Source organism: Nocardia noduli, assembly GCF_019038455.1.
Taxonomy (GTDB): domain Bacteria; phylum Actinomycetota; class Actinomycetes; order Mycobacteriales; family Mycobacteriaceae; genus Nocardia; species Nocardia noduli.
The window spans coordinates 208,274-222,265 of the sequence record NZ_JAFMPL010000004.1; the positions used below are offsets into that span (position 1 = coordinate 208,274).

Consider the following 13,992-nt stretch of genomic DNA (forward strand, 5'->3'; position numbering starts at 1 on the left):
CCGGGTGCAAATCAGGGTTCACCCCTACTCGCCGGTTCCCCGCCCGAGCGAGCGTCAAAGGGGCTTTACGGCCCCGAATCGGGGTTACCGAACGGTAGCGGAGCCTTCACCAGGGCGGGCGCAGCTACCATCCGGTCGGTTCCAAGATCGAAGCGAGCGAATTCCCGGAAACCGTTGCTACAAAACTCGGCGACTGTCAGGATGTTCCCCAACGGCCGAGATCCACGGCCGCAGGGTGTGAATCAATCGCTTTATCGACTACTTCAGGAACCCCTTTTGACATATCCGCATCACACCGGAACGGAGTGTGCCGGGCGGTACCACGAATCGCGGTCGAGTAATACCTCGATCGACGCGTGGGTACGAATTCGCGCCGCGGCAACACTTCCGTTGATATACGCCCACCTATTACCCTGCGTCGGTAGAGATACCGGCGGCCCCCGTCTCCACCGGTTCACCGGAATACCTGTCACGGTTCCCGCAGCGCCGTGCCAGTCGACCGGTCGAACCGCCGCGAACGCGGACCCGGCGGTGCATATGTACCGCCGGGGGCGGAAGTACGCTCGCGGCACAATTCCGATACACCATTCGATAATTCCGACCGGCTCCTCACTCGGAGAGGGACGTACCTCTTCACGAGCCGGCGACGACCTCGGATACCCGGCGCCATTCGTCCACGAATTCCAGCAGCCGTGATTCCGGTCAACCCTGACGTCGGACGAACGAGAGCCTGCACTTTCCGAGAACAATTCGTAATTTCACTCGCACAGCATTCCGAGAAACAGTTTCGTGAGTCCCCGCGAAGAATTCGGCTCGTATGCCCGTGGTACGCCGGACGACTATCCGGAGTACCCTCGCGGCGGTTCGGCGGTCGCGATGACAGGTCGATCGGCGACCTCGGCCAATGCCTGCGCCCAGCCGTCCAGGCGATCGGCCGCGTGCCGCAGATCCGCGACGATGCCGTCGAATCTATAGGCGACAACGGTGCTCTCGGGTACCGCGAGAATCGCACCCGCGGCCGTGACGACCTGCTCGTATTCGACGATGCCCGATTCCAGCCGCGTCAGCGCGAAGCGGACGTTCGCCGTCAGCGCCTCGGCCGCCTGCGGATTGTTCCGGCCGACCACGTCGAGGGCGTTCTCCATCTGGACGATATCGACGCCGAGCGCGTGCAGGGCGGCCGCGCCGGAATTCGCGGTCTCGACCATGTCGACGAGTTCTTCACGGGGCAGTCGATTCGACGCGCCCAGATGCGCGATCAGACCGTGCAACGCGCGCTCCGCGCCGACCAGGCGGGCGATCGGGGCCCGCGCCGCGGAACGCGGGGGCGGCTGTTTGCGCGGCACGAACACCGGATGCGGCAGCGGTGTGCCCCGCAAGCGCAGATAGCGCCGAGCGCTCAGCGCGGTGCCGGTGACCAGCGCGACGGCGCCACCGCTCAAGAACACCACCGCCCAGGCGGGTGCCGAAATGACCACGAGGCCAACGGCTCCCGCGGTGGTCAGACCGGATACGGTGCCCAGCTGGAAACTGCGGCGACGGGCCCGGCGGCGCTTGCGCAATTCGCGTTCCCGCGGATCGGCCCAGCGGCGCACCGCGACCAGCGCGTGCTCCCCCATGCCGCGCAACGTGTCCGGTAATCCGGACGACGACACGGAGTTGACGCCCGGGTACGCCACCACGGGCATGTGCTGTGTTTTTCTGCGACTCATCCCTGCACCTCGCTGACACCCGGTTCCATCATGACCGATTTTCCGGTGCCGCGGTGGGGAGACCCCATCGGATCGGGCGGGCGATCCGACGAGGGCGTCGACGGTCCGGGCTGCCGACTCGTGTCAGGTCGCATGCCGAACCGTCCTCTACCGCCGTACCTGCCGCCTACTGCTGAGCGGTCTGGCCCTTGTTCATCTGCGGCTGCGCCGGGTTCGCCTGCGGCTGCGCGGGATTGATGGCGGATTGGCCGTCGCCCGCGGGCAGCGAATCACCGCGCATGGAGGCGCGGATCTGCTCCAGTTTGCTGTGGCCCGCCATCTGGATGCTGGCCTGCTGAACTTCCATCATGCGGCCCTGCACCGAATTCTGGGCCAGCTCGGCCGAGCCGAGCGCGTTCGCGTACCTGCGCTCGATCTTCTCGCGGACCGCGTCCAGACTCGGGGTGGTGCCGGGAGCCGAGAGCGTGGAATCCATCTGCTGCAACGAGGCCGAGACCTGCTCCTGCATCTTGGCCTGCTCGAGCTGGCTGAGCAGTTTTGTGCGCTCGGCGACCTTCTGCTGCAACAGCATCGCGTTCTGCTCGACCGCCTTCTTGGCCTGAGCGGCGGCTTGCAGCGACTGGTCGTGCAGCACCTTCAGATCCTCGACCGACTGTTCGGCGGTGACCAGCTGCGCGGCGAACGCCTCGGCCGCGTTGGTGTACTGGATCGCCTTCTCGGTATCGCCCGCCGTGGACGCCTGATCGGCGAGCAGGACCGCTTGACGCGTGTTGGCGTTGAGTTTCTCGACCTCGTCGAGCTGCCGGTTCAGCTTCATCTCCAGCTGACGCTGGTTGCCGATGACCGACGCGGCCTGCTGCGAAAGGGCCTGATGCTGGCGCTGAGCTTCCTCGATAGCCTGCTGAATCTGCACCTTCGGATCCGCGTGCTCCTCGATCTTCGAGTCGAAGAGGGCCATCAGGTACTTCCAGGCCTTGACGAACGGATTAGCCATCGATTGATCCCGCCTCCATCTGATGCACCGCGTCTAGCGGCTCCGGTGCGCGACCGTCACGCACCAGTTGTGCCTATCCTCCACCATATGGCCCGTCGAGCGGACGAACCGACCCGACGGACGCCTACTGGAGAATCTATCCGTTTTTCGCATCGGACCGCAGCGTTGGCACGTCGATCGGGCGTCAGTTGCTCTTCACCAGGACCAGCATGTCCGACTTCGGCGCCGGGATGACGATCCTGGTCTTCTCCGCGATACGCGACGGCCCCGAGGAACGCCCCGGCTCCACCGGCGCGGATTCGGCGGGGAGACCCGAATCGACCGACATGCTCGCGCTCGCGGGGGCGAGCGCGGGTTCCGACTCGGCCGCGGGAGCCGGTTCGACGGCGGGTCCCCGCGCGGCCTCAGCGCCGACCGACTGCTCGGCGTCCACCGGCACCGCGGCGGCCTGGTCGGCGGGCAGACCGTCGGCACCGGCCATGATCGTGCTCACATCCCAGAGCACGCGCGACAGCGGCACGTCCAGGGCCGAGCAGATCGCGGCGAGCAGTTCGCTCGACGCCTCCTTGCGGCCACGCTCGACCTCGGACAGGTAGCCGAGGCTGACTCGCGCCGAGGTGGACACCTCGCGCAGGGTTCGATGCTGGGCGAGACGCGCACGCCGCAGACTGTCCCCGATTGCCTCTCGCAGCAGCGTCATCTCGTTCTCCTTCACCTCGGGCAATCACCGCTTCGGGCGGTCACCACTGGGGCAGTCACCGGGCCAACGCGCGGCGCGCACCGTTCTTTCTGGCACAACGTCGGACGAGGGTCGGTTGGTTCCCGTCACGATGAACTCGGCGACGACGAGTCAACCCCGGACGCACCGGAGCAGTTCCCGTACCGCGATCTGTGTCGCGGTGAGTCTGATCGTCCACCTGTCACCGGACAGGCGCAACCGAATCACCTCGGCATGCCGCGGACCGGACAGCCCGAGGAAGACGGTGCCGACCGGATGACCGTCCTGCGAATCCGGTCCGGCGACGCCGGTCAGACCGATCCCCCAGTCCGATTCGCACGCGGTACGCGCCCCGGCAGCCAACTGTCGCGCCGTGCCCGCCGACACCGCCCCCTCGTTCGCCAACTGATCCGCGTCGACGCCGCCGAGGCTGTGTTTGAGATCGGTGGCGTAGACCACGAGCCCGCCCCGCAGCACCGCACTCGCGCCGGGAACCCCGGCGATGGTCGCCGCCATCAGGCCCGCGGTCAACGATTCGGCGGTGGCGACGGTCTCGCCCGCGTCGATGAGCGCGCGCACCAGTTCGGCGGCGGGCGCCGCGGCGGTGAGCGGATCGGTCATCGCCCGCGCGAGTGCGACCCGCCCGCGAACCACACGCGCGCGGCCTGCCCGATGTAGTCCAGGCCTGTCACGACGGTCAGCACCAGCGCCGCGTACATCAGGACGGTTCCCGCGGTGGCGGCGGCGCCCGACAGCGGCAGCAGCACCATCGCGATCGCGAGCGATTGCACCAGTGTCTTCAATTTGCCCCCGCGCCCGGCCGGGATGACACCGCGGCGAACCACGGCCAATCGCAGCAGGGTGATGCCGATCTCGCGCCCGCAGATCACCAGGGTTATCCACCAGGGGACGTCACCGAGCGCCGAGAGCCCGATCAGCGCCGACCCGATCAGCGCCTTGTCGGCGATGGGGTCGGCGAGTTTGCCGAAATCGGTGACAAGACCGTATTTGCGCGCGAGTTGCCCGTCGAAACGATCGGTGATGGCGGCGATACCGAACAGCGCCGCCGCGGTGATCCGCCAGCCGGTCTCGTGGCCGTCGCCGGCGAACAGGGCCAGTACGAACAGCGGAACGATCGCGATCCGCGCCATCGTGAGGATGTTCGCGATATTCATCAGCGGGACCGCCGCCGGTTCGGCCTGCCCCGGCGCGAGTACCGGACGCACCGGGACCGTGTACCGCTGACGGTCGATTTCTTCCGGCTGCACGCTCATGCCCTCGCCTCGCCGAAGCTCGGCTCCGGCACGGCGACGCACGCGGGCGCCCCCGCTCTCGCGCCGACAAGCCCCCCTTCGACCGCGTGTCCCGCGCCGTTTCGCGCCCGGTCGTCATGCCCGGCGCGATGCGGTGAGCGGAACGACAGGATGTGCGGCACACGATCAGACTATCGGTAACCGGGCCGACTACTGTGCACCCCATGACCTCTCGGGGACCACAGGGTGGTTCGACCAGCGACGCATATCCGGGCGCGGCACCCGCCGCGCAGCCTGTCATCCCGGTAGTGCGACGCGCGCGAACCTCCGACATCCCCGATATCAAGCGCCTCGTCGACGTCTACGCGGGTCGGATCCTGCTGGAGAAGAGCCTGGTCACACTGTACGAGGCGGTACAGGAGTTCTGGATCGCCGAACTGGCGGGCCGGATCGTCGGCTGTGGCGCGCTGCACGTGCTGTGGGCCGATCTCGGCGAGGTCCGCACGGTCGCGGTGCACCCCGATGTGAAGGGCCACGGTGTGGGCAGACTCATCGTGGAACGCCTGATCACCGTGGCCAGGGAATTGGAGCTGAGCAGGCTGTTCGTGCTGACCTTCGAGGTGGATTTCTTCAGCAGGCACGGCTTCGCCGAAATCGACGGCACCCCGGTCACCGCCGAGGTCTACGCCGAGATGTGCCGGTCCTACGACACCGGCGTCGCGGAATTCCTCGACCTCAGCTATGTGAAGCCGAACACTCTCGGCAATACTCGAATGCTGCTGAACCTCTGAGACAGGAAGCGACCACCGTGCCGATCTTCGCCGTTCACTACACATACTCCGACGCCACCCTCACGGACCGGGACGTCCATCGTGCCGACCATCGCGGATGGCTGTTCGGCCTGGTCGACGAGGGCACACTGCTCAGCAGCGGCCCGTACCCGGACGGCTCGGGCGCGCTGCTGATCTTCCGGGCCGAGGACGAGGCCGCGCTGAAGGATCTGCTGACCCAGGATCCGTTCGCCCGTGCGGGCCTCGTCGACGCGGTGCGCGCGGTCGAGTGGCTCCCGGTGATGGGCGCGTTCGCCTCCTGATCCGACAGACGAACAGCCCCTCGATCGCGACGATCGAGGGGCTGTTCGTTTCGCGGAGGTCAGGCCTGCGGGGGTGCGCTCACACCACCGCGCGTTTTGATCAGGCTCGCGACGGTGGCGACGACGAGGATGCCGAGGATCACCCCGAGCGAGACCGGGGTCGAGATCTCCGGTACCGAGATGTGTTCACCGCCGTTGACGAACGGCAGCGTGTTCTCGTGCAGCGCGTGCAGCACCAGTTTGGCGCCGATGAACGCGAGAATCGCGGAGAGGCCGTAGGACAGGTACACCAGCCGGTCGAGCAATCCGCCGATCAGGAAGTACAGCTGACGCAGACCCATCAGCGCGAAGGCGTTCGCCGTGAACACCAGATACGGCTGTTCGGTCAGGCCGTAGATCGCCGGAATGGAATCGAGCGCGAACAGCAGATCCGCGAATCCGATCGCGAGCAGCGCCAGCAGCAGCGGTGTGACCGCCCGCTTGCCGTCGATACGGGTGACGAGTTTGTCGCCGTCGTATTCGTCGGTGGTGGGCAGAATCCTCTTCGCCAACGCGACGATTCTGCTGTCGCGTTTCTCCTCGACCTCGACCTCGTGACCGCTGTCCTTGAGCAATTTGACCGCGGTGAAGATGAGGAAGGCCCCGAACAGATAGAAGACCCAGCTGAAGGCGTTGATGGCGGCCGCGCCGACGGCGATGAAGGCGCCGCGCATGACCAGCGCGAGCACGATGCCGATCAGCAGCACTTTCTGCTGGTAGATCCTCGGCACCGCGAAGGTGGTCATGATGATGAGGAAGACGAACAGGTTGTCCACCGAGAGTGCTTTCTCGGTGACGAAACCCGCGTAGTACTCCCCCGCGTAGGTGCTGCCCCATTTCCAGGCGACGAATCCGCCGAACAGCAGCGCGATGCCGATATAGACGGCCGACCAGAATCCCGATTCCTTGAAGGTCGGGTCGTGCGGGGTGCGCACATGGGCGAAGAAATCGAAGACGAACAGGCCGAGGATCACCACGATAGTGATCACCCAGATCAGTGCGGTTACCTGCATGCGGTGGTCCGATCGAAGTTCATGACTGCCATCATGCCCGATTTGTCCGTTCCGGCAACGTTGCGGTCGAGTTGCTGACCATGATTTCACACGCGGCGGATCGCCGCCGCCGCGGTGTCCCGGCGTCGGCCTCGGCAGAAACGTCGCGACACCACGTGAAAATGGGTTTCGCGTACCGATTTCGGGTGTTAGCGTCGAACCCGACGAAATCGACCGCCGCACAGGCGGAAACCGAAGGGACCAGGCACATGATCGGGCAAACCGTGCGAGAGCGACAGTCGTCGCCGCGTGGTGTCCGGCGCAGCCGTGCCGCGCTATCGGCCATGTGCTTCGCACGCTCCGGGAGCGGCCTCTGAGGTCTCGATATCGAGCAGACCTGAGACAGGGGTCACTTCGCGGCAAGCGCCGGGAGTGACCCTTTTTCTGTGTACGGGGCGCCCTGGCACGCGGATGTGGCTCGTCGAGCACACACAGACAATCCCTCGTGGCCCAACTGGCAGAGGCGCCGGCCCTAGGAACCGGTAGATGCGAGTTCGAATCTCGCCGAGGGAACGATCCCGCGCCGAACGCGGGACAGGCGTCCGTAGCTCAATGGCGAGAGCGACCCCGGGCGCGCCACTGGAGTGTGGTGTAAGGGCAGCACGGCTGATTTTGGTTCAGTCGGTTCAGGTTCGAATCCTGGCACTCCAGCCACGCGTCACCGATGACGCGCACGGCTCATGCAGGTTCGCCCCCGAGCTCTCATAAGGCCCGGTCGCGTGGTTCGACTCCACGACGAGCTACTCGTCCTCGCCGTCGGCGTCCGGTGCGTCGCCGCCGCGAATACTCCACAGCAGACCGTCGAGCTCGTCGGGTTTGATGAGCACGTCGCGGGCCTTGGAACCTTCGCTGGGCCCGACGACCCCCCTGGTCTCCATCAGATCCATCAGACGGCCCGCCTTGGCGAATCCGACGCGCAGTTTGCGTTGCAGCATCGACGTCGACCCGAATTGCGAGGTGACGACCAGTTCCACGGCCTGGAGGAAGACATCGAGATCGTCGCCGATATCGGGATCGACGTCTTTCTTCTCGCCCGCCTTCGCCGCGGTCACGCCCTCCTGATATTCGGGTTCGGCCTGGTTCTTGCTGAATTCGACGACGCCGTGGATCTCCTCGTCGCTGATGAACGCGCCCTGCAGGCGGGTCGGTTTACCCGCGCCCATCGGCAGGAACAGCGCGTCGCCCATGCCGATCAGCTTCTCCGCGCCCGGTTGATCCAGGATGACGCGGGAGTCGGTCAGCGACGAGGTGGCGAAGGCCAGGCGCGACGGGACGTTGGTCTTGATCAGGCCGGTCACCACGTCGACCGACGGGCGCTGGGTGGCGAGGACCAGGTGGATACCCGCGGCGCGGGCCTTCTGGGTGATGCGGACGATGGCTTCCTCGACGTCGCGCGGGGCCGTCATCATGAGGTCGGCGAGTTCGTCGACGATGGCGAGGATGTACGGGTAGGGGCGGTACACCCGTTCGCTGCCCAGCGGCGCGGTGATCGCCCCCGACTTCACCTTCTTGTTGAAGTCGTCGATATGGCGAACCTTGTTGGCCTGCATGTCCTGATAGCGCTGTTCCATCTCCTCGACCAGCCAGGTCAACGCGGCCGCGGCTTTCTTCGGCTGGGTGATGATCGGCGTGATCAGGTGCGGAATCCCCTCGTAGGGGGTCAGTTCCACCATCTTGGGGTCGATCAGGATCATCCTGACCTCTTCCGGGGTGGCCCGCTGCAACAGCGATACCAACATCGAGTTCACGAAGCTGGACTTACCGGAACCGGTGGAGCCCGCGACGAGCAGATGCGGCATCTTGGCGAGATTGGCCGAGACGAATTCGCCTTCGATGTTCTTGCCGAGCCCGATCACCAACGGATGGTGATCGTTGCGGGTGGACGGCGCCTTGAGGACGTCGGCCAGGCGCACCAGCTCGCGGTCGGAATTCGGGACCTCGATGCCGACGGCGGATTTGCCGGGGATCGGCGCGAGCAGCCGGACGTTCTCGGTGGCGACGGCGTAGGCGATATTGCGGGCCAGCGCGGTGATCTTCTCGACCTTCACGCCCGGACCGAGTTCCACCTCGTACCTGGTGACGGTCGGGCCGCGCACGAATCCGGTGACCGCCGCGTCGATCTTGAACTGCACCAGCACCTCGGTGATCGCCTCGATCATCGATTCGTTGGCGGCACTGCGCTTCTTCGGCGGATCGCCGTCTGTGAGCAGCGAAACCGGCGGCAGCGTGTAATCGCCCTCGGTGACCCGATCGGCGACGAATTCGGGTTCTTTCGGTGGGGGCGGGGTCTGGTCGGCGACCTTCGGCGCGGCCCGCTTCCTCGGCGCCGGCTTCGGCGGCGTGGCATCGATCTCGGCGCCGAATTCGGCCGCGGTGGCGATGGTCTTGGCATCGCGCAACGGTGGTTCGCCGAGCGCCTCGGTGACCGCGTTCGGATCACCGAACTCGTCGGCCGGATAGTTCTCGGTGGGGGTCCGGCCGCGCTTGCGTGTGCGGCCTCGGCCGACCGGGAATCCTTCGGCGTCGTAGTTCGCCGGATCGAATTCGAGTTGTTCACCCTGGTATTCGCCGTATTCGTCGCCACCGCTCGCGGTGCCGAAATACTCGCGCAACCGCTGCGGCACCTCGCGGACGGTGGTGCCGGTGAGAAGCAGCACGCCGAAGACGATGGCCAGCAACAGAATCGGCACGGCCAGCCACGCGGTGAGTCCACCCGCCAGCGGGCCGCCGACCACGAAACCGATGAAACCGGCGGCGCGCGAACGACCGTGCGCGTCACCGGGGGCGTCCGCCGCGAGATGCCAGATGCCCAGCAGCGGCAGACCGACGAGCAACCCGCCCAGTACCAGGCGCGGCCTGATCTCCGGGCGCGGCTCGGTGCGCATCAGGATCACGGCGATGCCGCAGGCGACGAACGGCAGTGCGGCCGAGGCGGACCCGGAGACGGCGCGGATGCCTTCGTCGACCCAGTGTCCGACCGGACCGCCCGCCGACAGCCAGACCGCGGCCGCGATGACGGCGCTGAGCGCGATCAACGCGAGCGCGATCCCGTCGCGCCGGTGACCGTGCTCGATCTCTCCGGCCTTGCTCAACGTTCGCGTCGCCGCGCCGACCCCGCGCGCGATCATGGTCCAGCCGCTGCCGATGGCACGGCTGACCACGGCCAGCGGGGCGGTGTTCGACGCGCGATTGGACGCGCGGGTCGCCGCCCTCGGGGCGGGGCGTCGCGCCGGGGTGGCACGCCCGTTCGGTGCGGTTCCGCGGCGCGGTGCGGCCGTGCGTGGCCGAGCCGCGCCTGCCCTCCCCCGGGCCGCTCCCGCCCGCGCACTGGACGACGTGGTGCTGCGGGGCTTACCTGCCATGGACTCAGGCTAGCCGCAAACGCACCGCTGCGACCATCCGCAACACAGGTATCACGCGCCTCGAGCCCCGGAAGAGGGCCCTATCGGCGGCTAGATGGACCGATCGAGCTCGAGTACCGCGCGTACGGCCTCGGGCTCACCACGCGTCTCGATGCGCACCTGATCGCGACCGAAGGCGTGCAGCACCAGTTCCGACGGCGCGCCGACCAGCGTCACGACGGGTCCCTGGACCTTCTTCACCTGTGCCTGCCGACCGTCCGGGGTCTCCAGGGCCACCGCGACCGGCGATTTGCGGTAGGCCGCGCGGCCCATCCGTCGGACCATGTTCCACAGGGCGGTCTCGTCGTCCGCGTCGAGTCGACGCGGCTCCCAGCCGGGCGCGGCCCGACGCACGTCCTCGTGGTGGACGAACATCTCGCCGAGATTGGCCACGGCGTCGATCGGCTTCAGCGGCGACCACAGCGGCGGGCCGGTGCGGACGAGTTCCAGCAGGTCGTCGAACGGTTTCGCGGCGGCCTTGTTCTGCACCGATTCGAGATATCCGGCGAACGGTTTCAGCATGATGCCGAGCGAGGCGTCCGGGCGGCGCTCGCGAACGATCAAGTGCGCGGCGAGGTCTCGCACCGTCCACGTCCCGCACAGGGTCGGCGCGTCGGGGCCGACCGCGGACATCGTCTCGACCAGATCCCGACGTTCTCGCTGCGCCATATTCACCTGCCGAACATATCGGATGGCCCACGGTAAAGGCAGCCCCGAACACGCTCACGGTGAAGATTCACTCGGTTGTCAGGCCGGACGCGGGAACTGTACGTTGTCACGTGGTCCATCGGGGAATGGACATTCGATGAGAAGGGGCATTCGATTCCGTGAAGAATTTTCTCACGACGGCCGTCGCGGTAGCGGCGGTCGGCGTGGCGCTGGCGACCGCCGCGCCCGCCGCGCAAGCCCAGGCCGGGTTCTACGGCGCGATCGCCGTCGGCAGCAATGGCCGATACAGCATCAGCAACAATTACGGCAGTTACAACGCGGCCGAGATCAACGCGGTGAACTCCTGCGGTCCCGGTTGCTCGGTGAGTATCTCCTGGCGTAACGGGTGCGGGGTGCTCGCCAGGTCCAGGACGCACTGGAGCAGCGCGTCGAGCAGCAATTACCCGGCGGCACGCGATACCGCCCTCTCGCGCGTCTACGGCGGCTACGTCGTGAACTGGCGCTGCACACAGGGCTACTCGAGCTGACACCGCCGATCGCCGCCCGTTCCGGGTGCGGCGAATTACTTTCACACCAGGGGAATTTCGTGAAACTTCGCTCTGTGCGCGCCGTCGTGGCCGCACTCACCATCGGCGCGGCCGTGAGCCTCGCAGCCTGTTCCTCCTCCGACGGCGGGGAATCCGGCGCGTCGCCCGCCACCACCTCGGCCGCGAACAACTTCGAATCGGGTAAGAGCCAGGACGCGCTCATCGAGGGCGAGGCGCCGACCTCGACCACGCCGCCGAATCTGGCGAAACCGACGGCCGAGGAACTCAATACCCGTATCAACCGGGCATTCGATCCGACGGTCGGCGCCGAAGAGAAGACCGCGTGGGTGCAGGATGCCGAACGGGATCCGCAACTGGTCGACAAACTCGTCGACGCCGCCGAACGTAACAACGTGAAGGTGACGATCACCGGCGTGCAGAATCCCGTCGACGGGAAATTGAAAGCCGACGCCGACGTCACGATCGACGGTAAACCGGTGCGGGACGCCTTCGTGGAATTCGTCGCGCAGGACGATCAGTGGAAGGTGTCGAACCTGTTCACCTGCAATATCGTGCGGGCGGCGAAACTCGATTCGGCGGCCTGCCAAGCCAGGTAGCGCACGCGAAAGGCGCCGGAAGCCTGTGGCTCCGGCGCCTTTTCGCGGTTCGGGTACTCAGACTCCGATGACGGTCGGCACGATCATCGGACGACGGCGGTAGGTGTCGGCGACCCAGCGCCCGACCACCCGGCGCACGCCCTGGGCGATGCGGTGGGTCTCGGTGACGCCCTCGCTCGCCAAGCGCAGCAGTTCGGCCTCGACGAGTTCGGCCGCCGCGGTCAGCGCGGTCGGATCGTCGGAGAAACCGCGTCCGCTGACTTCCGGTGTGCTGACCGCCTTTCCGGTGGTCGAGTCGATCGCGACGGTGATCGAGATGAATCCGCCCTCGCCGAGCACGAGGCGATCCGACAGTGTCGATTCGCCGACATCGCCGACCGAAAGGCCGTCGACGTAGACGTGACCGACCGGGACCCGGCCGACGATCGAGGCGATCCCGTCGACCAGGTCGACCACGACGCCGTCCTCGGCGAGCACGACCCGTTCCTCGGGCACGCCGGTCGCGATCGCGAGCGCGGCGTTGGCGCGCAGATGACGCCATTCGCCGTGCACGGGCATGGCATTGGTCGGGCGCACCGCGTTGTACAGGTAGAGCAGTTCACCGGCGGACGCGTGACCGGAGACGTGCACCTTCGCGTTCTGCTGGGTGATGACCGTCGCGCCGAGCCGGGCCAGACCGTTGACGACGGCGAATACCGAATTCTCGTTGCCGGGGATCAGCGAGGAGGCCAGCACGACCAGATCGTCGGGGCGGATGTGGATCTGACGGTGATCGCCGCGCGCCATCCGCGACAGCGCCGACAGCGGTTCGCCCTGCGAACCGGTGGAGATCAGGACCAGCCGGTCGCCGGGCAGCGTGGCGGCCACATCGAGGTCGACCACCACGTTGTCGGGCACCGTCAGGTAGCCGAGATCCTGCGCGATCTGCATATTGCGCACCATCGAGCGGCCGATGAAACACACTCGGCGCCCGTACTTCTGGGCCACGTCGACGACCTGCTGGATGCGGTGCACGTGACTGGCGAAGGAAGCGACGATGACGCGATGCTTGGCCTTGCCGATCACGGTGTCGAGCACACCGCCGATCTCGCGCTCCGGGGTGACGAAACCCGGGACCTCGGCATTGGTCGAGTCGACCAGGAACAGGTCGACACCCTCGTCGCCGAGCCGGGAGAATCCGGCCAGGTCGGTCAGGCGGCCGTCGAGCGGCAGCTGATCGAGTTTGATGTCGCCGGTGTGCAGCACGACACCGGCGGGCGTGCGGATGGCGACGGCGAGCGCGTCCGGGATCGAGTGGTTGACCGCGAAGTACTCGCATTCGAACGGCCCGTGGATGGTGGTCTCACCCTCCACGACCTCGGTGAGCTTGGGATGCAGCCGATGTTCACGGCATTTGGCGGCGACGAGGGCGAGGGTGAACTTGGCGCCGAGCACCGGGATGTCCGAACGCATGCGCAGCAGGAACGGCACCGCGCCGATGTGATCCTCGTGGCCGTGGGTGAGCACGATGGCGACGATGTCGTCCATCCGGTTCTCGATCGGCCGGAAGTCGGGCAGGATCAGGTCGACACCGGGCTGCTGGTCCTCGGGGAAGAGCACGCCGCAGTCGACGATGAGCAGTTTGCCGCCGTATTCGAAGACCGTCATATTGCGGCCGATCTCGCCGATACCGCCGAGCGCGAACACGCGCAGCCCGTTCTTGGTCAGCTTCGGCGGGGCGCCGAGCCGGTCCTGCGCGGCGACCGGCGGCGGGGCCGGTTGTTCGGCCCGTCCGCGACCGGATTGCTGACGGCCGCCAAACTCAACTTCTACATCTCCTTCGGGTGGGTGCTCGGCGAACTGGCCCTCGCGCTGGCGAGCGGGCCGTTCAGCCCGTTCTCCACCGCGGCGGTCTTCGCCAGCGCGCGCGCCGCCTTC

The 13,992-nt window shown here is 66.9% G+C and carries 13 protein-coding genes and 2 tRNA genes; 6 read left to right on the plus strand and 9 right to left on the minus strand.

Annotated features, from left to right (window positions below):
• Positions 1-839: 839 nt before the first annotated feature.
• The 5 genes from pspM to pgsA all read right to left on the minus strand — a co-directional run bounded on the left by pspM (position 840) and on the right by pgsA (position 4,698).
• The gene (pspM, locus tag JZ792_RS05085; protein ID WP_254189294.1) at positions 840-1,712 is read right to left on the minus strand and encodes a phage shock envelope stress response protein PspM; all 873 of its coding nucleotides are present in this window, start codon (positions 1,710-1,712) and stop codon (positions 840-842) included.
• Positions 1,713-1,878: 166 nt separating this feature from the next.
• Positions 1,879-2,706 (minus strand): PspA/IM30 family protein, encoded by an 828-nt coding sequence (locus tag JZ792_RS05090; protein ID WP_216907290.1) that lies wholly within the window; start codon positions 2,704-2,706, stop codon positions 1,879-1,881.
• Positions 2,707-2,890: 184 nt separating this feature from the next.
• Entirely contained in the window at positions 2,891-3,406 is a 516-nt protein-coding gene (locus tag JZ792_RS43495; RefSeq protein ID WP_216907292.1) for a helix-turn-helix domain-containing protein, read from the minus strand.
• Between the two features lie 150 nt (positions 3,407-3,556).
• Positions 3,557-4,045, minus strand: a complete 489-nt coding sequence (locus JZ792_RS05100) for a CinA family protein (RefSeq protein ID WP_216907294.1) — start codon at positions 4,043-4,045, stop codon at positions 3,557-3,559.
• Positions 4,042-4,698: a CDP-diacylglycerol--glycerol-3-phosphate 3-phosphatidyltransferase gene (gene pgsA, locus JZ792_RS05105; RefSeq protein WP_216907296.1), complete on the minus strand. Its 657-nt coding sequence runs from the start codon at positions 4,696-4,698 to the stop codon at positions 4,042-4,044. Before pgsA ends, JZ792_RS05100 begins: the two co-directional genes overlap by 4 nt.
• Positions 4,699-4,901: 203 nt before the next feature.
• Between pgsA and JZ792_RS05110 the strand changes: the two genes are divergently transcribed.
• A complete protein-coding gene (locus tag JZ792_RS05110; RefSeq protein WP_216907298.1) occupies positions 4,902-5,468 on the plus strand; it encodes an amino-acid N-acetyltransferase in 567 nt (188 codons plus the stop codon).
• 17 nt (positions 5,469-5,485) lie between these two features.
• Entirely contained in the window at positions 5,486-5,770 is a 285-nt protein-coding gene (locus tag JZ792_RS05115; protein WP_216907300.1) for a YciI family protein, read from the plus strand.
• Positions 5,771-5,829: 59 nt separating this feature from the next.
• On the opposite strand, the gene JZ792_RS05120 is transcribed toward JZ792_RS05115, so the two are convergent.
• Positions 5,830-6,822, minus strand: a complete 993-nt coding sequence (locus tag JZ792_RS05120) for a TerC family protein (RefSeq protein ID WP_216907302.1) — start codon at positions 6,820-6,822, stop codon at positions 5,830-5,832.
• Positions 6,823-7,300: 478 nt separating this feature from the next.
• Between JZ792_RS05120 and JZ792_RS05125 the strand changes: the two genes are divergently transcribed.
• Together JZ792_RS05125 and JZ792_RS05130 are read left to right on the plus strand one after the other, a co-directional pair.
• Positions 7,301-7,374 (plus strand) — tRNA-OTHER (locus JZ792_RS05125).
• 67 nt (positions 7,375-7,441) lie between these two features.
• Positions 7,442-7,515, plus strand: a tRNA-Gln gene (locus tag JZ792_RS05130).
• Between the two features lie 86 nt (positions 7,516-7,601).
• On the opposite strand, the gene JZ792_RS05135 is transcribed toward JZ792_RS05130, so the two are convergent.
• Positions 7,602-10,223: an FtsK/SpoIIIE family DNA translocase gene (locus JZ792_RS05135; protein WP_216907304.1), complete on the minus strand. Its 2,622-nt coding sequence runs from the start codon at positions 10,221-10,223 to the stop codon at positions 7,602-7,604.
• A 90-nt stretch (positions 10,224-10,313) separates the two neighbouring features.
• Complete coding sequence (locus JZ792_RS05140; RefSeq protein WP_216907306.1) at positions 10,314-10,937, minus strand: TIGR03085 family metal-binding protein; 624 nt, start codon at positions 10,935-10,937, stop codon at positions 10,314-10,316.
• A 152-nt stretch (positions 10,938-11,089) separates the two neighbouring features.
• Between JZ792_RS05140 and JZ792_RS05145 the strand changes: the two genes are divergently transcribed.
• Positions 11,090-11,458 (plus strand): DUF4189 domain-containing protein, encoded by a 369-nt coding sequence (locus tag JZ792_RS05145; protein ID WP_216907308.1) that lies wholly within the window; start codon positions 11,090-11,092, stop codon positions 11,456-11,458.
• A 59-nt stretch (positions 11,459-11,517) separates the two neighbouring features.
• Complete coding sequence (locus tag JZ792_RS05150; protein WP_216907310.1) at positions 11,518-12,075, plus strand: WKL family lipoprotein; 558 nt, start codon at positions 11,518-11,520, stop codon at positions 12,073-12,075.
• Positions 12,076-12,132: 57 nt separating this feature from the next.
• Here JZ792_RS05150 and JZ792_RS05155 read toward each other — a convergent pair whose 3' ends face one another.
• Complete coding sequence (locus JZ792_RS05155) at positions 12,133-13,761, minus strand: ribonuclease J (protein WP_308165148.1); 1,629 nt, start codon at positions 13,759-13,761, stop codon at positions 12,133-12,135.
• Positions 13,762-13,992 lie beyond the last annotated feature (231 nt).